The sequence below is a fragment of the Saccharopolyspora sp. 7B genome (genome assembly GCF_020177435.1).
In the GTDB taxonomy this organism is placed as follows: Bacteria; Actinomycetota; Actinomycetes; order Mycobacteriales; family Pseudonocardiaceae; genus Saccharopolyspora_C; species Saccharopolyspora_C gregorii.
This window is the reverse complement of record NZ_JAIUKC010000015.1, coordinates 104,953-124,322: the sequence shown is the minus strand read 5'-3', so window position 1 is coordinate 124,322 and position 19,370 is coordinate 104,953. Positions and strand designations below refer to the sequence as shown.

Below are 19,370 nucleotides of genomic sequence, written 5' to 3'. Positions count from 1 at the left end.
GGGGGGGTGTGGGTCTTCTGGGGGGCGCCTGCCGGCCTCCCGGCGGGTGGTTTGTTCGTAATCCGCATGTTGGGGTTCGTGTTTTGGGTCGGCCGCCCCCCCCCGCGACGTGAGGAAGATCGCTTGCTTGGAGTTCTTGAAAAGTATTATCGTTTTCTTTTGGTGTTGCGGTGGGCTGCGCCGGCGTTGCAGGTGATGGGACGGAATGGAGAACCGCGCATGGAGTCCGACGGATCGGCTGCTGGCTCTTCCACCGGCGGGGCGGTGACCAGGCGGGGTTTCCTGGGACTCACCGCAGCGGCCGCATTCGTGGGAATGTCGGGTTGCGCGGCGGGTGGCTCCGGTTCGACCGCGGGCCCGCCGAAGCCGGGCGGCCGGTTGCGGGCGGTGTTCCCCGGCGGCGGAGCCGACGAGGTGCTGGACCCGCACGCCACGAACCTCTACGCCGAGGTGGCCCGCGCCAAGGCGCTGTTCGACAAGCTCGCCGACTACGGCTCCGACATGTCCCCGCAACCCCGGCTGGCCGAGCGGTGGGAGTCGAGTCCGGACCTGCGGACGTGGCGGGTACCGCTGCGCGAGGCCACGTTCCACGACGGACGGCCGGTGCGCGCCGCTGACGTGCTGGCGAGCTACGCGCGCATCCTGCGTCCGGACAGCACTCGACGGGCTAAGGCGAGTCTCTCCGTGATCGACCTGCAGGGCAGCCGCGCGATCGACTACCGCACCGTTGAGTTCCGGTTGAAGCGGCCGTACGCCGAGTTCCCGAACGCGCTCGCCACCTTGGGCGCCTACATCGTTCCGGAGGACGCGGAGAACTTCGAGCGCCCCGTTGGTTCGGGCCCGTTCCGGTTCACCTCGTTCGAACCGGGGCGTAGCTTCCTCGTCGCCCGCAATCCGAACTACTGGGAGGGCGCGCCGCTGCTCGACGAGCTCGAAATTCTGGTGAGCAACGACGAAGCGGCCCGGGTGAACGCGCTGCTGGGTGATCAAGCGGACTACGCGCACGACCTGACCGCCACCACCGCCCGCAGCCACGAGGCGGCGGGACAGATCAACATCCACCGGTTACCGCTGAGCAATTTCCACTCGCTGGCGATGAAGGTGGACCGGCCCCCGTTCGATCGACTGGAGGTCCGGCAGGCGTTCTTCCACTTGGTCGACCGCGAAGAACTGGTCCGTTCGGTGCTGCAGGGCTCGGGAGAGGTGGCCAATGACCTGTTCGGCAAGAACTACCAGTACTACGACGCTGAGCTCCCGCAGCGGCGGCAGGACCTGGCGAAGGCGAAAGAGCTGCTGCGCCGTGCGGGCGCGGAGAACCTGCGGGTCGAGCTGCTCACCTCCGAAGCCTCTCCCGGCTTGCGGGAAGCGGCGCTGGCGTTCGCCGACCAGGCGAAGCTCGCGGGCGTCACGATCGACGTGACCTTGGGGAACAAGGACACCTACTGGTCGGACATCGGCGAGCAGGGGTCCATCGTCAGCTACCGGTCCGGTGCGATGCCGATCGAATCGCACCTCTCGCAGCGGCTGCTGTCGAGCTCGACGACGAACAACACCAAGTGGCAGCGTCCCGAGTTCGACGCGCTCTACCAGCAGGCACAGTCCACTTCGGACGAGAACGCGCGCGCCGGGCTCTACCGGGAGATGCAGCGCACGCTCTTCGAGGAGGGCGGCTTCCTGTGGTGGGGCGTGTCGGATTGGATCGTGGCGTCGGCGAGCAGGGTCGGCGGCATCGATGACGGTGCCCCCGCGAACACCCTGGATTGGGCGCGTTTCGACAAGGTGTGGCTGGGGTGAGCATTCCGGGCTACATCGCCCGGCGAGTGCTGCTGGGGTTCGTGCAGGTCCTCCTGGTCATGGTCGTCGTGTTCTTCTTGATCGAGGCATTGCCCGGTGACGCGGCCGTCACCATCGCCGGGGACGATCCGGACCCGGCGGTCATCGCGTTGCTGCGGGGGCAGCTCGGGTTGAACGCGCCGGTGTGGGAACGCCTCGGTGGCTGGATGCTCGCGGCGTCGCAAGGAGATTTCGGCCGGTCCTTGGTGGGTCCGCGTTCGGTGCTGGACATCATCGGCTCTTCCGTGGGCCCCACCTTGTTGCTGGCGGCGCTCACCTTGGCGTTGATCGTGCCGGTGTCACTCGGACTCGGCGTGCTGGCGGCGAACCGGGAAGGCCGGCTCACCGACCGCCTCATCACCTCCACCACGCTCGGTCTGTACTCGGTGCCGGAATTCGCCATGGGGATCCTGCTGGTCACCGTGTTCGCCGTTCAGCTCGGCTGGTTGCCGCCGACCGCCGTGGGCGGCGGCGGGCTGCTGAGCCGCCCGGCGGTTTTGGTGCTGCCGGTGCTGGTGCTGCTGCTGCGCCCGATCTGCTCGCTGAGCAGGCTGGTCCGCGCCGGCATGATCGACGCGTTGCGGTCCGGGTACGTCCAGCAGGCGCGCCGAGCCGGGCTCTCGCCGCTGCGGGTGCAGTTCGCGCACGCGCTGCCGAACGCGGTCGTGCCCGCGGTGCAGCAACTCGCCCGCACGACGGACTGGCTCATCGGCGGCGTCATCGTCGTGGAGGCGATCTTCGTGATCCCAGGGCTGGGCACCACGTTGATCGATGCCGTGTCCGCGCGCGACCTGCCGGTGGTGCAAGGGTTGTCCTTGGTGCTGGCCGTCGTGACGGTCCTGGTGAACCTGGTGGCGGACATCGTCGCCCGGATCCTGGCTCCCGCCGCGGAGGACGACCGATGAGAAGCCTGCTCAGGCCCGGGGTGCTGGTTCCCGGCATCCTGATCGCCGTGCCGCTGCTGCTGGCCGTGTTCGGCCCGCTGTTCGCTTCGGGGGCGGTGGCAAAGGACGTTGCGTTCAGCAGCGGCGCCGGCCACCTGTTCGGCACCGACTTCGTCGGCCGGGACGTGTGGAACGAAGTCCTGCTCGGCGGTCGCTCGGTGGTGCTGGTCGCCGTGGCCGCCACGGTGTGCACGTACGCCGTGGCCGTGCCGATCGGCGTGGCGGTCGGGATGAACCGGGCCAGGTTCGTCGACGAGGTGGTGATGCGGCCGCTGGACGTCCTGCTCGCCATCCCTTCGATGCTCCTGCTGCTGTTGCTGGCTTCCGCCGCACCGAACGTCGGCTGGGTGCTGGTCGCGATCGTCACCGTCATCAACCTTCCGGACGTCATCAGGATTTCCAGGGCTTCGACGCTCTCGCTCTCCGCACGTCCGGCCGTGGAGGCCATGCGCATGCAGGGGGAGAGCCGCGTTCGCATCGGACTCGGCTACGTGGTGCGCGCGATGGCGCGCACGCTGGCCGCGGACTCGGGCACCAGGTTCACCGGAGCGATCTACCTCGTCGCCTCGGCGAGCTTCCTGGGTGTGGGGGTGTCTCCGCAGGCCAGCGATTGGGCGGCCATGGTGGACCGCAACCGCACGGGCTTGTTCCTGCAGCCGTGGGCTGTCGTGCTGCCCGCGTTGCTGATCGTGGCATTGTCGGTGGGTGTGAACTTGGCTTTCGACCAGCTGCTGCGCAGGAAACGGCGAGAGGTGCGCGCGTGAACGTCGTCGAGGTCGGCGGGCTGAACGTCTCGCTCGATTCCCGGCCCCTGGTGTCCGATGTCTCGTTCGCGATGGCAGCGGGTGAGGTGACCGCGCTCGTCGGTGAATCCGGCAGCGGCAAGACCACGACCGGGCTCGCCCTGCTCGGTGAACACCCGACCTGGGCGCGCGTCGACGGTGAGGTCACCGTGGCCGGGCACCCGGTCGGCCCGGGTCGGCCGCCGGCGGCGGGGCACCTCGGGTACATCCCGCAGCACCCCGCGGCCGCGTTGAACCCGGTGCGGCGGGTCGGTTCGGTCTTGCGGGAGATCGCTCGCCGCCACCTGGGGCCGGTCGCGCGCTCCGAGCGCAAGGAACTGGTGCGGGCCCGGGTCACCACTGCGCTGCGCCGGGCACAGCTCCCCGACGGGCAGGCGCTGCTCGACCGCTACCCGCACCAGCTCTCCGGGGGACAGCAGCAGCGGATCGTGCTGGCCCAAGCGCTGGTCTGCGATCCGGCCGTGGTGATCGCGGACGAACCGACGACCGGGCAGGACGCGTTGACCCGCGCCCAGATCGTCGAAGAGCTGCGCGGTCTCGCGGACCAGGGCATCGCTGTGCTGCTGCTCACCCACGACCTCGACGTGGTGCGGCAGTTGGCGCACCGGGTGCTGGTCATGCGTGGCGGAGCCGTCGTCGAATCGGGCCCGGCCGCGGCGGTGCTCGGCTCCCCGGAGCACGACTACACGCGGCTGCTCGTCGAATCCCAGCCCGACACCAGAGCGCCACTGGCAGCTGCCGAGGACGACCGCGAACCGCCGGTTCTCGCCGCGAACGACCTGGTCGCCGGTCACCGGGGCCGGGGCAGGAAGGTCGAGACGCTGCACGGGATGTCGCTGGACATCGGCCGGGGCAGGCGGATCGCCGTGGTCGGCCGCTCCGGCAGCGGCAAGACGACGCTGGCCCGGTGCCTCGCCGGACTGCACCCGCCGCGGCGAGGGACGATCGTGCTCGACGGGATACCGCTGGCCGCGCGCCTGAGCGGGCGCAGCAGGGAGCAGCTGGCCGACGTCCAGTACGTCTTCCAGGACGCGCGCGCTTCGTTCAACGAGTTCGCGCCCGTGCTCGACCAGGTAGCGCGGACCGCCGAACGGCTCCGCGGGATCGACCGGCAGCAGGCGCGGCGACGGGCGGCGGAGTGGTTCGAACGCGTCGGCCTCGACGCGGAGATCACCGCACGGCGGCCCGATTCCCTCTCCGGGGGTGAGTTGCAACGCGCCGCCCTGGTGCGCGCACTGCTCGCCGAACCGCGGGTGCTGATCTGCGACGAGATCACCTCCGGGCTCGACACCGTCACCCAGGCCGAGCTGCTCGTCCTGCTCAAGGAGCTGCAGCGGACCGCGGAGTGCGCCTTGGTGCTGATCACCCATGACCTCGGGGTCGTGGCGGATCTCGCCGAGCACGTCGTGATCGTCGACGGTGGGTGCATCGTCGAACAGGGTGCTGCTTCGGAAGTGCTGCGTGCGCCACGACACCCGATGACGAGCGCGCTGGTCGAGGCCGCGACGAGCCGGATCGGCCAGGTCTAGGCCGGGAAGTTCGCGGTGTCGCCGAGCGGGGAGGTGCTTGGAGGGGGACATGCCTCCATGCTTCCCCGTCGAACGCGCGTTCGCATCGCTCGAGCGGGTAGGAACAGGGCCACACGATCTCGCAGCCGAGATCACCCGGCGTAATCGACGTCCGGGAACGCGAAGGCGGCTTCCCCTGGGCAGGCGGAGGACCGGCCCGGGATCGGGATCTCGAAGTGGACGCTCGGGCTGTACCGGGAGTCCTCCCGGGCGTCGTAGATCTCCGTCGCGGCGCTGCGCCAGAACGGCGCCGCGCCCTCGATCGCCGGATTCGTGTGCAGGTAGATCGTCGAATATTCGGGCGTGTCGGCGACGAAGTCGCACGCCATCGACACCAGCGCGCTCGCCAGGCCGTTGCGGCGATGCTGCCGGTCCACGTACACCCGGAACAGCTGCGCGGTGCTGCCGTCCCCGTACCGGGCCGCGAGCCACTCGGGGTGCGGGGGGCAGCGCGGGCCGCCGGAGCGGATCGCCGTGGTCGCGGCGACCTCGCCGTCGCGCACCGCGACGAACAGCGCGTGCCGCGGGTTCTTCAGGTACGCGCCCTCGATGTCCACGACGTCGGAGTGCCAGCGGGCGTGGTAGCCGTGGCCGAACTCCTTGTAGAACGTGTCGAGCATGACCCGGCGCGCGCCTTCGACGTCCTCCGGGCGGGCGCGGCGCACCGCGTACTCGCCGATCCGGTGCTCTTCCTGGTGATCCATGTGCTCTCCATCGGGCTCTCGCGCCTGAGTCGCGAGCGAACGCGACTCCCGGTGCGCCGCGGCCACAATACAATGACTCTCATTTTCAATAAGTCCGGGGTGTGGCGCACAGGCCGCAATGATCATCGAATGAAGGGAACCTTCCTGCCACCGGTGGCAGGAAGGTTCCCTTCATCGCACCGGCCCGTCGGAGTGCGGGGGCGGTGGGCGAGCTGCAGGCTTCGCCCATGGTGTGTCTGGTGACGGGAGCGAGCGGGTACGTCGGCGGCAGGTTGGTCCCCCGGCTGCTCGAGGACGGGCGGCAGGTCCGCTGCCTGGTCCGGAATCCGGAGAAGCTGCGCGACGTGCCCTGGCGGGACCAGGTGGAGGTGGTCCGCGGCGACCTGCTGCGCGAGGGGGACGTGACGGCCGCCTGCGACGGTGTCGAGGTCGTCTACTACCTGGTGCACGCGATGGCCGAGTCGGGTTTCGCGGCCCGGGACCGGCGTGCGGCGCTGCTGATGGGGCAGGCGGCGCGGGAGACGTCGGTTCAGCGGATCGTGTACCTGGGCGGGGTGCATCCTGCGGGGGAGCAGTTGTCCGAGCACATGGCTTCGCGAGCGGAGGTCGGCGAGGTCCTGCTGCGCAGCGGGGTTCCGACGGTGGTCCTGCAAGCCGCGGTGATCATCGGTTCGGGTTCGGCGAGCTTCGAGATGCTGCGACACCTGACCGAGCGGCTCCCGGTGATGGTGACCCCCCGCTGGGTGGCCAATCGGGTGCAGCCGATCGCGGTGCGTGACGTCGTGCACTACCTGGTCGAGGTGTCCCGGCTGCCGAGTTCGATCAACCGGACGTTCGACGTGGGCGGCCCGGACGTGCTGACCTACGGCGAGATGATGCGCCGCTACGCGGTCGTGGCAGACCTGCCGCCGCGGCGGATGCTGTCGGTGGGCGTCCTGACGCCGTGGCTGAGCGCCCAGTGGATCAACGTGGTGACGCCGGTGCCGAAGAGCGTCGGGCGGCCGCTGATCGAATCGCTGATCCACGAGGCGGTCTGCTCCGAGGACGACATCGACGAACTGGTGCCGCGGCCGGCGGGCGGCCTTACCGGCTACGACCGCTCGGTGCAGCTGGCGTTGCGCAAGGTCCGGAACGCCGAGGTGGAGACCCGCTGGTCGGATGCGGCGCCGTCGGACGCCCCCTCGGACCCGTTGCCCTCGGACCCGGCCTGGTCCGGCGGGACCGTGTACGCGGACGTCCGCGAAGGCAGTAGCCAGGTGGCTCCGGAACGGCTGTGGCGCGTGGTCGAAGGCGTGGGTGGGGAGCACGGCTGGTACTCCTCGTCGCTGCTGTGGGCGGTGCGCGGTGCCCTGGACAAGCTCTCCGGCGGAGTCGGTTTGCGGCGCGGGCGCCGGGACGCGCAGCGGTTGCGGGTCGGCGAGGCGCTCGATTGGTGGCGGGTGGAAGAGCTGGTGGAGGGCAGGTTGCTGCGGCTGCGCGCGGAGATGCGGTTGCCGGGGCGGGCGTGGCTGGAGTTCACCGTGGAGCCGGACGGCACGGGTGGTTCGCACTACCGCCAGCGTGCGGTGTTCGTCCCGCGCGGATTGGCCGGTCACCTCTACTGGTGGCTCGTGGCGCCGTTCCACGGCGTGGTCTTCGGCGGGATGGTGCGCAACGTGCTCCGCGTCGCGGCCGAGAAGTAAGACCCGGCAGGCAATTTCGCTTCAGCGCGCGAAAAAGGACGAGCATCGACTGCTCGTCCTTTTGTCGGGCGCCCTCGGCAGGACTCGAACCTGCGACACCTGCCTCCGGAGGGCAGTGCTCTATCCGCTGAGCTACGAGGGCTTGCTGTTGTTGACGTAGGTCAGCTTAGCGCACGCTCCGGCGCGAACCGGAAGGGGGTGAAGGTTCGCGGGCGTGCGGTCGCGTCCAGTGGGTGGACCCTCCATTGCATTCATGCGCATCTCGCTATATATCATGGTGGCGGTAGGCGAAGGGGAGGTTCGTGATGGGCCACGGGCACGGCCACGGACACGGGACTGCATCGCCCGCGAGCGCTTCCGGGCGGTACTCGCGGCGCCTGGCGATGGCGTTCGGGGTGTTGCTGGCGTTCTTCGTGCTGGAAGCGGTCGTCGGGTACCTGACGTCCTCGCTCGCCCTACTCTCGGACGCCGGGCACATGTTGACCGACGTGCTGGGCGTGGGGATGGCGCTCGCCGCGATCACCGCCGCGCGCCGCCCGGCCTCGGCGAAGCGGACCTTCGGCTGGTACCGCATCGAAGTGCTCGCCGCCCTCGCCAACGCGGTGCTGCTGTTCGCGGTCGCCGGCTACATCCTCGTCGAGGCCGTCGGGCGCTTCCAGGATCCGCCGGAGGTCGCCGGGCTGCCCATGATGATCACGGCGGCGGCTGGACTCGCCGCGAACGTGGTCGCGTTCCTGCTGCTGCGCGAAGGCGCGGGGGAGAGCATCAACCTGCGCGGTGCCTACCTGGAAGTGCTCGCCGACACCATCGGCTCGGTCGGCGTGCTGCTCGGCGGCGCGCTCGCCTGGGCCTTCGGCTGGTACCTGGTCGACCCCATCGTCGCCGTCGCCGTCGGGCTGTTCGTGCTGCCCCGCACCTGGAAGCTCGCCGGGCAGGCGCTGCGGATCCTGGTGCAGCAGGCGCCCGAAGGCGTCGACGTGCACGCGATGCACCGCGACCTCGCCGCGCTGCCGGCGGTGAAGGAGGTGCACGACCTGCACGTGTGGACGTTGACCTCCGGCATGGAGGTCGCCTCGGCGCACCTCACGATTCCGGCCGGGGCCGACCACGGGGACGTCCTGACCGCCGCGCAACGGCTGCTCGCCGAGCAGTACCGGATCGAACACGCCACCTTGCAGGTCGAGCCGACCGAGTGTGCCCGGCGGTGCCAAGCGCTCACCTGGTGATCGGCTGACGGCAGGTTCTTGCGCCCGGACCACGGTCCAGGCGGGCGCCGGAGGTGATCGGAAGGTTCCCTTCACCGCACCGGTGACAGGAAGGTTCCCTTCCACGCCGGGGCGCACAGCTGAGCCCGGAGTCGGGTCCCGGAGTTCGACTGACCGGAAGGTTCCCTTCCTCGCACCACCGACGTGGCCCGTGGAACGGCGTGACAGGAAGGTTCCCTTCCTCGCACCAGGTGAAAACGAACCGGCCCGCACCCCTCGCGAGGTGCGGGCCGGTCCGTGCGTGGTTCGGACGTCAGTTGTCGTCCTTGCCACCGGGGGCGTTCTTGGCGACCTGCATCAGGAACTCGATGTTGGTGCGCGACTTGCGCAGCCGTTCCTGCAGGAGTTCCAGCGACTGCTGGGCGTCCAGCGCGGCGAGCACCCGGCGCAGCTTGTGCGTGACGGTGAGCTCGTCGGGTGCGAGCAGGATCTCGTCCTTGCGGGTGCTGGAGGCGTCCACGTCGACGGCGGGGAACAGCCGCTTGTCGGCGAGCTTGCGGTCCAGCTTGAGCTCGGCGTTGCCGGTGCCCTTGAACTCCTCGAAGATCACCGTGTCCATCGTGGATCCGGTTTCCACCAGCGCCGTGGCGAAGATGGTCAGCGAGCCGCCGTTCTCGATGTTGCGGGCCGCGCCGAGGAACCGCTTCGGCGGGTACAGCGCGGTCGAGTCGACACCACCGGAGAGGATCCGGCCGGACGCGGGGGCCGCGAGGTTGTAGGCGCGGCCGAGGCGGGTGATCGAGTCGAGCAGCACGACCACGTCGTGCCCCATCTCGACGAGCCGCTTGGCCCGCTCGATGGACAGCTCGGCGACGGTGGTGTGGTCCGACGGCGGGCGGTCGAAGGTGGAGGCGATGACCTCGCCCTTGACCGAGCGCTGCATGTCGGTGACCTCTTCGGGGCGCTCGTCGGCGAGCACCACCATGAGGTGGCATTCCGGGTTGTTCGTGGTGATCGCGTTGGCGATCGCCTGCAGCACCATCGTCTTGCCCGCCTTCGGCGGCGAGACGATCAGCGCGCGCTGGCCCTTGCCGACGGGCATCACCAGGTCGATGATCCGGCCGGTGAGGTTCTGCGGTTCGGTTTCCAGCCGCAGTCGCTCGTTCGGGTACAGCGGGGTCAGCTTGTGGAACTCCGAGCGGCCCTTCGACGCCTCCGGTTCGAGGCCGTTGATGGAGTCGACGCGGACCAGCGGGTTGAACTTCTGCCGCTGCTGCTCGTTGTCCCGGGGCTGCCGGATGACGCCCTTGATCGCGTCACCGCGGCGCAGCCCGTACTTGCGGACCAGCGACAGCGACACGTACACGTCGTTCGGCCCGGCGAGGTAGCCCGAGGTGCGGACGAACGCGTAGTTCTCCAGCACGTCGAGGATGCCGGCGACGGGCAGCAGGACGTCGTCCTCGCGGACCTCGGGCTCGTTGCCGCCACCTTCGGCACGGCCGCGGTTGCGCCTGCGGTCCCGGAAGCGGCGTCCGCGCCTGCGGCCGCCGTCCTCGTCGGAGTCGTCCTGCGGACGGTTGTCCTGCTTGTCCTGCTGCTGCCGGGAGTTCTGCCGGTCGCCCCGGTCCTGGCCACCCCGGTCGCCGCGATCACCCCGGTCCTGGCCGCCCCGGTCACCCCGGTTGTTGTCCTTGTCGCGGTCCCGGTTGTCGCCCCGGTCGCCGCGGTCGTTCTGCCGGTCGCCCCGGTCCTGGCCGCGCTCGTCGCCCTGGTCCTGGTTGCCGCCGGAGCGGTTGGAGGAGCGACGGCGGCGGTTGCCGCGGCGGCCCTCGTCCTCACCGCCCTGCTCGGCGGGCTGCTGGCGCCGGGAGCGCCCGCGGTTCGGCGCGGAGCCGTTGTTGCCGGAGTCCGAGCCCGAGTCCTGCTGCTGGGCAGCGGAGTCGGTCTCGTCCAGCGCGGGCTGGTGGGACTTGCCGCGGCTCGGCGCGGTCTCTTGCGCCGGGGCGTCCTCCTGCGCAGGCTTGGCGGCCGCGCGGGGCTTGGCGGGGGCGCCGCCCTGCCGCTCCTTGATGGCCGCGATCAGGTCGCCCTTGCGCAGGCCGCTGGTGTCGATCCCCAGTTCCCCGGCGAGTTGTCGAAGCTCGGCGAGGACCATGCCGGACAGCCCGCCGCGGCGGCGCGGGGCGCCGTTGGTCTCGGCGCCCGCGGACGGCTGCTCAGACTCCTGCTGGCCAGCCTGGGAGACGCCGTTGGTCGTCTCGCTGCTCAACAGTTCGGTGTTGCTCACGAATGTCCTTCCTGACCGGACCGCGCCTCCTACGCGACCCAGCGGATTGCCCGCCCGCTGTTGTCAGCGGAACGGCCTTGATGTGCTACCAGCCCGATGCCGGTCGAGTTCAACACGCACGCGCGGCTCGATCGACGTCGGCGATCAGGGGGACCAGCAGCACCGGGCGGTGGGAGGTACCCGGGTCATGTGCTCGTCCGAATGCCGTTGCGCGGTGCGGTTTTCACGCTCCTGCGTGTCAGAACCACGGTGCACGTGCGACGCATCCACTCCGATCCACACTCGCCGATGCACGCCCTGCTGCCGCCTCACTCAGATGTCGTCGTTCACGGGGAGCGCTGTGATTTCCGGTCCGCCCGATCTGCCGCAGAGCGGAATCGGGACGACGGGCACCGGGGTGCGCCGATCCGGCGTCGATCGCGTCGAGAGCATGACCATCGCGGTCAGGCCCCCATGCGGCGTCGGCCGGAACCCACAGGTCGGCAGCCCCGCGCGAACCCCATTGAGTTGACAACTCCTGCCTCTGCCACCGCGTCCGGCAACCCGCAGATCCTGATCTTCACCCGTGTGGAGTGGAGTCGATTCACCAGCGGGAAATGTGCCCCGGAGAACGAAGCTCCGGATGCGGCACCGGCGCCGAGCGCGCGGTGACTGATTGACCTTGAGGGTAGACGCCTCGCCACCGAGGTGCAACAACCTCCGCAGGCGTGGCACGCCCTCGTTCGATCACGGTGTTCGCGCAATCGGCCGTGCCGGAGCATCCACCGTTTCGGAACACCTGCCGTGCAGTCCTGACGTCCTGCCGACATGTCCTTTGTACCACCACGCGCGGCGGAATGGTCGGCCCGGGCCGGTCATTCCGCCGTCGTCGGCTCGGATATCACCTGAACGCCGCGCCGATCGACCGGAAGGCGCAGCGCGGTGAACCCGCTGGTGTCCACCGTGCGGGGCAGTTCACCGCCCGCGGGCAGCGCCAGCACCGTCGGTCCGGCGCCGGACACGGCGGCGGGCACGCCTGCCGCGCGCAGCCGCCGCACCAGCTCGATGGTGTTCGGCCACGCCGATTCCCGGTAGTCCTGGTGCAGCCGGTCGTCGGTGGCGGCCAGCAGCAGCGACGGGTCGGTCGTGAGGGCGTGCACGGCGAGCGCGGCACGGCCCGCGGCGAACGCGGCGTCCGCGTGCGGAACCCGCTCGGGCAGCAATCCGCGAGTGGTGTGCGTGGCGGACTCGCCGCCCGCGACCAGCGCGATCGGGTGCACGTCCGGATGCGCGGGCAGCGAGGCGGCGCGGAACCGGTCCGCCTCCTGCCAGGCGATCACCACGCCGCCGAGCAGGCTGGCCGCGACGTTGTCGCCGTGGCCTTCGCAGTCGGCGGCCAGGTGCAGCGCCTGTTCGAGGTTCTTGGTCTCGCGCAGCGGGAAACCGGCGAGTTCGTAGGCCGCCGCGACCCCGGCGACGATCGCCGCGGCCGAGGAACCCAGCCCCCGCGAGTGCGGGATGGCGTTGCGGCAGCGCAACCGGACGGCAGGCGCGGGCACGCCGAGCTCGGACCAGGTGCGGTGCAGCACCCGCACGACCAGGTGCTCGTGGTCGGTGGGGATCGATCCGGCGCCTTCGCCCTCGGCGGTCACCACCGCGCTGCCGGGCGGGCCGCCGGTCACCGCCACGTGCACGGTGTCGTGCAGCGCGAGCGCCATGCCGAGCGCGTCGAACCCGGAGCCGAGGTTGGCGGTGGAGGCGGGCACCACGACCCGCACCCCACCGCCGGCCCGCAGGCTCACACCAGTTCCAGCGCGGTGGCCACGGCTCGCGGGTCCACCGGCAGCGGCTCGACCTCGACCATGCCGGACAGCGCCGTGTCCGGGTCCTTGAGGCCGTGCCCGGTGACGGTGCACACGACGCGGGACCCGCGCGGCAACCGGCCGTCCTCGACCGCGGCCAGCAGCCCGGCGACGCTGGAGGCGGAGGCGGGTTCGACGAACACGCCTTCCCGGGAGGACAGCAGCCGGTAGGCGTGCAGGATCTGCTCGTCGGTGACCGCGGCGAACAGGCCGCCGGAGGCGTCCTTCGCGGACACCGCGTGCTGCCAGGAGGCGGGGCTGCCGACCCGGATGGCGGTGGCGATCGTCTCCGGTTCGAGCACGGGCGCGCCGTGCACGAGCGGCGCGGCGCCCGCGGCCTGGAAGCCGAACATCCGCGGGGTGGACGGGATCACGCCGTCCGCGGCGTACTCCGCGTAGCCCTTCCAGTAGGCGGTGATGTTGCCCGCGTTGCCCACCGGCAGGCAGTGCACGTCGGGGGCGGAGCCGAGCACGTCGCAGATCTCGAACGCGGCGGTCTTCTGGCCTTCCAGCCGCACCGGATTCACCGAGTTGACCAGCGTCACCGGGTGCTCGGCGGAGGTCTTGCGGGCGAGTTCGAGGCAGTCGTCGAAGTTGCCCTGCACCTGCAGGATCTTCGCGCCGTGCGCCACGGCCTGCGCCAGCTTGCCCATCGCGATCTTGCCCTGCGGCACCAGCACCGCCGAGGTGAGCCCGGCGCGCGAGGCGTAGGCCGCGGCCGAGGCGGAGGTGTTGCCGGTCGAGGCGCAGATGACGGCCTTGCTGCCCGCGGCGAGCGCGTGCGTGATGGCGACCGTCATACCGCGGTCCTTGAAGGAACCGGTCGGGTTCGCGCCCTCGACCTTGAGGTGGACCTCGCAGCCGGTGAGCTCGGAGAGGTGCTGCGCGGGCACCAGCGGGGTGCCGCCCTCCTGCAGGGTGACCACGCGGGCGCCCTCGGGGATCTCCACCCGGTCCCGGTACGCCTCGATGAGGCCGGGCCACCCGGCCCTCGCGGGCGCACCCTGGATGTTCGAAGTCACGACGGTTCACCTTCCACGCGCATCACGCTGACGACCTCGCGCACCGAGGCCAACCCGGCAATCTTGTCCACTGTGGATTTCAGGGCCGCATCGGTGGCGGTGTGGGTGACCACGACCAGGCTGGCCTCTTCGCCCCTGCCCGCCTGGCGCACCACCGAGATGCTCACATCGTTGTCGTTGAACGTGGCCGCCACCTGGGACAGCACGCCCGGTTTGTCGTCCACGTCGAGGCTGATGTGGTAGCGGGTGGGGGTGGCGCCCATCGGCTGCACCGGCAGGTTCGCGTGTGCCGACTCGCGCGGACCCTTGCCCGCCACGACCAGGTTCCGCGCCACCGCGACGAGGTCGCCCAGCACCGCGCTCGCGGTCGGCTCCCCGCCGGCGCCCTGGCCGTAGAACATCAGGCTCCCCGCGGCCTCGGCCTCCACGAACACCGCGTTGTAGGCGCCGCCGACCCCGGCCAGCGGGTGGTCCCGGGGGATCATCGCCGGGTGCACGCGGGCCGAGACCGATTCGGTGCCGTCCTCGGCGACGACGCGCTCGCAGATCGCCAGCAGCTTCACCACCCGGTCCAGCGATTTCGCGGCCGCGATGTCGCCGGGGGTGACGCCGGAGATGCCCTCGCGGTGCACGTCGGTGGCCGCGACACGGGTGTGGAACGCCAGCGACGCCAGGATGGTGGCCTTCGCCGCCGCGTCGAAGCCGTCCACGTCGGCGGTCGGATCCGCTTCCGCGTAGCCCAGCCGCCCGGCCTCGTCCAAGGTCTCCGAGTAGCCGGCGCCCGTGGAGTCCATCGCGGACAGGATGTAGTTCGTCGTGCCGTTGACGATGCCCATCACCCGGTTGATGCGGTCCCCGGCGAGGGATTCGCGCAGCGGGCGCAGCAGCGGGATCGCCCCGGCGACGGCGGCCTCGAAGTAGATGTCCGCCCCGGACTCGTCGGCGGCGGCGTACAGCTCCGAGCCGTGCTCGGCCAGCAACGCCTTGTTCCCCGTCACCACCGACTTGCCGCTGCGCAGCGCGCGCAGCAGCAGCGAGCGGGCCGGTTCGATGCCGCCGATCAGCTCCACCACCACGTCCACGTCGCCGTCGACGAGCGCGGCGGCGTCCGTGGTGAGCAGCTGCTCGGGGACGTTCGGATGCTTGTGGAGCCGCCGCACGGCGACGCCGGTGACCTGCACGGGTGCACCGGTCCGCGCCGCGAACTCCTCGGGGCGGCCCTGCAGCAGGCGCAGTACCTCGGTGCCGACCGTGCCGCAGCCCAGCAGCGCGACGCGGATCGGCTCACGGTCCTCGATCACTCACACCTCCAGCCGGAGCAGGTCGTCCTCGGTCTCCCTGCGCAGCAGCAGTCGCGACCGCCCGTCCCGCACGGCGACCACCGGCGGCTTGGGGAGTCGGTTGTAGTTGCTCGCCATCACGTAGCAGTAGGCTCCCGTCGCGGCGACGGCCAGCAGGTCGCCCGGAGCAATGTCCTCCGGCAACCAGCAGTCTCGCACCACAACGTCACCGGACTCACAATGCTTGCCCACGATGCGGGACAGCACGGGGGGCGCTTCGGCCGATCGGGAGACGAGCCTGCAGTCGTAGACGGCGTCGTAGAGCGAGGTGCGGATGTTGTCGCTCATGCCGCCGTCCACGCTCACGTAGCGGCGCGACACGCCGCCGTCGAGCTCGACGTCCTTGATCGTTCCCACTTCGTAGACGGTGACCGTGCCGGGCCCGGCGATGGCGCGGCCCGGTTCGACGGCCACCCGCGGCGGCTCGAACCCGGCGAGGTCGCACTCCTTGCGGACCACGTCGTGCAGCCGGGTCGCCAGCTCCCGCACCGGCAGCGGGTCGTCGTCGGGGGTGTAGGCGATGCCGAGGCCGCCGCCGAGGTCCACGGTGGTCAGGTTCCCCAGCGCTTCGGCGCCGTGCTCGGCGCGCAGCTCGGCCAGCAGCGACACCACCCGGTGCGCGGACAGGCCGAAACCGTCGTCGTCGAAGATCTGCGAACCGATGTGGCTGTGCAGGCCCACCAGGTCGAGGCCGTCGGCCTTGATGACGCGGCGGGCCGCTTCGGCGGCGTTGCCCGCGGCCAGCGAGAACCCGAACTTCTGGTCCTCGTGCGCGGTGGCGATGAACTCGTGGGTGTGCGCTTCGACACCGACGGTGACCCGGATCATCACCGGCTGCACGACACCGCGTTCGCGGGCCAGGTGGTCCAGGCGGGCGATCTCGTGGAACGAGTCCAGCACGACGGAACCGACGCCGGCGTCCACGGCGGTCGCCAGCTCCGCGGTGGACTTGTTGTTGCCGTGGAACGTGATGCGCTCCGGCGGGAACTCGGCGCGCAGCGCGACGCGGAGCTCACCGCCGCTGCACACGTCCAGGCTCAGGCCTTCCTCGGCGACCCAGCGGGCCACCTCGGTGCACAGGAACGCCTTCGACGCGTAGTGCACGGATGCGGGGTCGCCGAACGCGGTCGCGTATTCGGCGCAGCGGGACCGGAAGTCGGCCTCGTCGAGGACGAACAGCGGGGTGCCGTGCTCGCGGACGAGTTCGCGCACGTCCGTCCCGGCGAAGGAGACGGCGCCGTCGTCCTCCCGGTGCGCACCGCGCGGCCACACCGCCGCGTGCAACTCGTCGAGCTCGGACTCGTCCGCCGGGACCGGCCCGGCTGTGCTGCCCGGCAACAGGACCTCGGCGTGCCGAGGTCCGGCGGGATGGGCGCGCATGATCGCGGCTCCTCTGCGGATTCGTGCCGGCCGGGGAGCCGTTCCCCGGCGCGGCCGCCCGAACGCCGGGCGTGGACGTCGTCGGTCACATCTGGTCGGGGGCGCTCACTCCGAGCAGCCCCAGACCGTTGGCCAGCACCTGGCGGGTCGCCTCGCACAGCTGCAGGCGCGCGATCGTCAGCGCGTTCGCCTGGTCATCACCGGGCTGCAGCACGCGGCACGCGTCGTAGAACTTGTGGTAGGCGCTGGCCACTTCTTCCAGGTACCGCGCGATGCGGTGCGGTTCCCGCAGTTCGGCGGCGGAGAGCACCACTCGCGGGTACTCGCCGAGCGTGCGGATCAGGTCGCCCTCGCGTTCGTGGGAGAGCAGCGACAGGTCCGCCTCCTGCACCGGTCCCCGGTCGATGCCGAGGGACGCGGCGTTGCGCTGCAACGAGGACAGCCGGGCGTGCGCGTACTGCACGTAGTAGACCGGGTTCTCGTTGCTGCGCTTGCTGATCAGGTCCAGGTCGATGTCCACGGCCGAGTCCACCGAGGAGCGGGTCAGCGAGTAGCGGGCGGCGTCCACGCCGACCGCCTCGACCAGGTCCTCCAGGGTGACGACGGTGCCCGCGCGCTTGCTCATCCGCACCGGTTTCCCGTCGCGCACCAGGTTCACCAGCTGCCCGATCAGCACCTCGACCGCGTTCGGGTCGTCGTCGAACGCGGCGGCCGCGGCCTTGAGCCTGCTCACGTAGCCGTGGTGGTCGGCGCCGAGCATGTACAGGCACAGGTCGAAGCCGCGGCCCCGCTTGTCCCGCAGGTAGGCGATGTCCCCGGCGATGTAGGCGGTGCCCCCGTCGCTCTTGATCACCACCCGGTCCTTGTCGTCGCCGAACTCGGTGGAGCGCAGCCACCAGGCGCCGTCCTCGAAGTACAGGTGCCCGGATTCCTTCAGCTGCGCGACGGCCGTCTCCACCGCGCCGGAGGCATGCAGCGAGTCCTCGTGGAAGAAGACGTCGAAGTCGGTGCCGAACTCGTGCAGGCTGCGCTTGATCTCTTCGAACATGAGGCCCACGCCGACGCGCCGGAACGTCTCGTGCCGTTCGGCCTCCGGCTGCTCCAGCGCGCCCGGTTCGGCGGCGAGCACCCGCTGGGCGATGTCGGCGATGTAGTCGCCGCCGTAGCCGTCCTCCGGCGCGGGCTCGCCCTTCGCGGCGGCCAGCAGCGACAGCACGAAGCGGTCGATCTGCGCGCCCGCGTCGTTGAAGTAGTACTCGCGCACCACCTCGGCGCCCTGCGCGGACAGGGTGCGGCCCAGCGCGTCGCCGACCGCGGCCCAGCGGGTGCCGCCCAGGTGGATCGGGCCGGTCGGGTTCGCCGAGACGAACTCCAGGTTCACCCGCAGGCCCTGGTAGCGGTCGCCGCGGCCGAACCCGGCTCCGGCGGTGACGACGTCGCGCACGATCCCGGCCTGCGCGTCGGTGGCCAGCCGCAGGTTCAGGAAGCCCGGCCCGGCGACGGTCACCTCGGTGATGCCGTCCTGCGCGGCCAGCGCCTCGGACAGCCAGGTCGCCAGGTCGCGCGGCGGCACGCCCGCCTTCTTCGCGACCTGCATTGCCAGGTTCGTCGCGTAGTCGCCGTGCTCGGGGTTGCGGGGGCGCTCCACCGTCACCGTCTCCGGGAGCACGGAAACGTCCAGGTCACGTGCGGAGAGCACGTCGACGGCGGCGTTGCGGACCAGATCAGCGAGCGCGGCGGGAGTCACCTGGAGAAGTCTAAGGATGCGTCGCCGCTGTTCAGCGAACGGGTGCGATCGCCGGGCCCGTCGCGTGCACGGTAGGTGATCGGGCGGTGACCTCGGTGTGAGAACGTGACCCACGACGTGTTCGACGTACGCCCTCCGGTGGCCGTGGGATCCCTAGACTGGCGAGCCGGGTCACCTGGCGACCGATGGCGAGACGAGGTCCGGACAGCATGGCGAGCGGTAAGCAGAGCAAGGCGATGCGCAAGGCGCGCGGTTCCGTGGTGCAGCAGCGCTCGATCCCGTGGGCGACGATCTCCGGAGTCGGAGTGGTGCTCCTCGTCGCGGTCGTGGTCTTCGGCTACGCCTACGTCCGCTACGCCGGCCAGGCCGAGTCGCGGGAGGCGCAGGCCAAGGCGGAAGCCGCCGCCGCACCGTTCAAGCCGAGCCCGGAGAACCCGGACCCGTCCAAGGGCATCCCCGGCGTCGTCACCGCCGAGTACCCGGGCCAGCAGCACGTCACTCCGGCCCAGCGCGTCGCCTACGACAAGACGCCCCCCTACGGCGGCCCGCACGACGGGATCTGGGCCGACTGCACCGGCGTCGTCTACCCGAACGCGGTGCGGACCGAGAACATGGTGCACTCGCTGGAGCACGGCGCCATCTGGATCGCCTACGACCCGGCGCGGATCGACGAGGCGGGCAAGGAGAAGCTCGCCCGCCGGGTGGAGAACAAGCCCTACACGATGATGTCGCCGTACCCGGGCCTCGACTCCCCGATCTCCCTGCAGTCCTGGGGCCACCAGCTGAAGCTGGACAGCCCGGACGACGCGCGCATCGACCAGTTCATCACCGCGCTCAAGGAGAACCCGAACAACGTCTACCCGGAGATCGGCGGCTCCTGCCAGGCCTACCCGGGCGCGTTCGACACCCAGAACCCGCCGCCGTTCGACGCGAGCCCGCCGCCCGCGGACGCCATCCCGATGAGCGGGGAGGGCACCCAGCAGGCGCAGGGCGAGATGGGCGGTCGGTGACCCG

14 protein-coding genes and 1 tRNA gene are annotated in these 19,370 nt (G+C 70.8%); 7 read left to right on the top strand and 8 right to left on the bottom strand.

From position 1 onward, the window contains the following. The first annotated feature begins 315 nt into the window (after nucleotides 1-315). Genes LCD33_RS03595 through LCD33_RS03580 form a run of 4 tightly spaced genes read left to right on the top strand, consistent with a single transcriptional unit; the run spans nucleotide 316 to nucleotide 5,109 of the window. Nucleotides 316-1,794, top strand: coding sequence for an ABC transporter substrate-binding protein (locus LCD33_RS03595; RefSeq protein WP_224977506.1), 1,479 nt, complete (start codon nucleotides 316-318; stop codon nucleotides 1,792-1,794). After that, nucleotides 1,791-2,738, top strand: a complete 948-nt coding sequence (locus tag LCD33_RS03590; RefSeq protein ID WP_224967044.1) for an ABC transporter permease — start codon at nucleotides 1,791-1,793, stop codon at nucleotides 2,736-2,738. The genes LCD33_RS03595 and LCD33_RS03590 overlap by 4 nt, the downstream gene beginning before the upstream one ends. Then, a complete protein-coding gene (locus LCD33_RS03585) occupies nucleotides 2,735-3,541 on the top strand; it encodes an ABC transporter permease (protein WP_224960637.1) in 807 nt (268 codons plus the stop codon). Before LCD33_RS03590 ends, LCD33_RS03585 begins: the two co-directional genes overlap by 4 nt. Next, complete coding sequence (locus LCD33_RS03580; protein ID WP_224977505.1) at nucleotides 3,538-5,109, top strand: ABC transporter ATP-binding protein; 1,572 nt, start codon at nucleotides 3,538-3,540, stop codon at nucleotides 5,107-5,109. Before LCD33_RS03585 ends, LCD33_RS03580 begins: the two co-directional genes overlap by 4 nt. Before the next feature lie 131 nt (nucleotides 5,110-5,240). Here LCD33_RS03580 and LCD33_RS03575 read toward each other — a convergent pair whose 3' ends face one another. Further along, nucleotides 5,241-5,852, bottom strand: a complete 612-nt coding sequence (locus tag LCD33_RS03575; protein WP_224977504.1) for a GNAT family N-acetyltransferase — start codon at nucleotides 5,850-5,852, stop codon at nucleotides 5,241-5,243. A gap of 227 nt (nucleotides 5,853-6,079) precedes the next feature. Here LCD33_RS03575 and LCD33_RS03570 point away from each other — a divergent pair, with 227 nt between their 5' ends. Next, nucleotides 6,080-7,534, top strand: a complete 1,455-nt coding sequence (locus LCD33_RS03570; RefSeq protein ID WP_224960641.1) for an SDR family oxidoreductase — start codon at nucleotides 6,080-6,082, stop codon at nucleotides 7,532-7,534. Between the two features lie 69 nt (nucleotides 7,535-7,603). Here the strand turns inward: LCD33_RS03570 and LCD33_RS03565 are convergent. Continuing rightward, nucleotides 7,604-7,676 (bottom strand) — tRNA-Arg (locus LCD33_RS03565). Between the two features lie 163 nt (nucleotides 7,677-7,839). Between LCD33_RS03565 and LCD33_RS03560 the strand changes: the two genes are divergently transcribed. Then, nucleotides 7,840-8,760, top strand: coding sequence for a cation diffusion facilitator family transporter (locus LCD33_RS03560; RefSeq protein WP_224960375.1), 921 nt, complete (start codon nucleotides 7,840-7,842; stop codon nucleotides 8,758-8,760). 292 nt (nucleotides 8,761-9,052) lie between these two features. Here LCD33_RS03560 and rho read toward each other — a convergent pair whose 3' ends face one another. The 6 genes from rho to argS form a co-directional block, all read right to left on the bottom strand. Then, a complete protein-coding gene (gene rho, locus LCD33_RS03555) occupies nucleotides 9,053-11,026 on the bottom strand; it encodes a transcription termination factor Rho (protein WP_224960377.1) in 1,974 nt (657 codons plus the stop codon). An 854-nt stretch (nucleotides 11,027-11,880) separates the two neighbouring features. Further along, nucleotides 11,881-12,801: a homoserine kinase gene (gene thrB, locus LCD33_RS03550; RefSeq protein ID WP_224960394.1), complete on the bottom strand. Its 921-nt coding sequence runs from the start codon at nucleotides 12,799-12,801 to the stop codon at nucleotides 11,881-11,883. A gap of 2 nt (nucleotides 12,802-12,803) precedes the next feature. Continuing rightward, nucleotides 12,804-13,889 carry a threonine synthase gene (thrC, locus tag LCD33_RS03545; protein ID WP_224960379.1) on the bottom strand — a complete coding sequence of 362 codons (1,086 nt, stop codon included), beginning with the start codon at nucleotides 13,887-13,889 and terminating at the stop codon, nucleotides 12,804-12,806. Next, complete coding sequence (locus LCD33_RS03540) at nucleotides 13,886-15,190, bottom strand: homoserine dehydrogenase (protein ID WP_224960381.1); 1,305 nt, start codon at nucleotides 15,188-15,190, stop codon at nucleotides 13,886-13,888. The genes thrC and LCD33_RS03540 overlap by 4 nt, the downstream gene beginning before the upstream one ends. Beyond that, entirely contained in the window at nucleotides 15,191-16,609 is a 1,419-nt protein-coding gene (lysA, locus tag LCD33_RS03535; protein WP_224960383.1) for a diaminopimelate decarboxylase, read from the bottom strand. An 85-nt stretch (nucleotides 16,610-16,694) separates the two neighbouring features. Beyond that, entirely contained in the window at nucleotides 16,695-18,356 is a 1,662-nt protein-coding gene (gene argS, locus LCD33_RS03530; protein ID WP_224960385.1) for an arginine--tRNA ligase, read from the bottom strand. 209 nt (nucleotides 18,357-18,565) lie between these two features. On the opposite strand from argS, the gene LCD33_RS03525 reads away from it, so the two are divergent. Then, nucleotides 18,566-19,366, top strand: a complete 801-nt coding sequence (locus LCD33_RS03525; protein WP_224960387.1) for a DUF3105 domain-containing protein — start codon at nucleotides 18,566-18,568, stop codon at nucleotides 19,364-19,366. The last annotated feature ends 4 nt before the right edge of the window (nucleotides 19,367-19,370 follow it).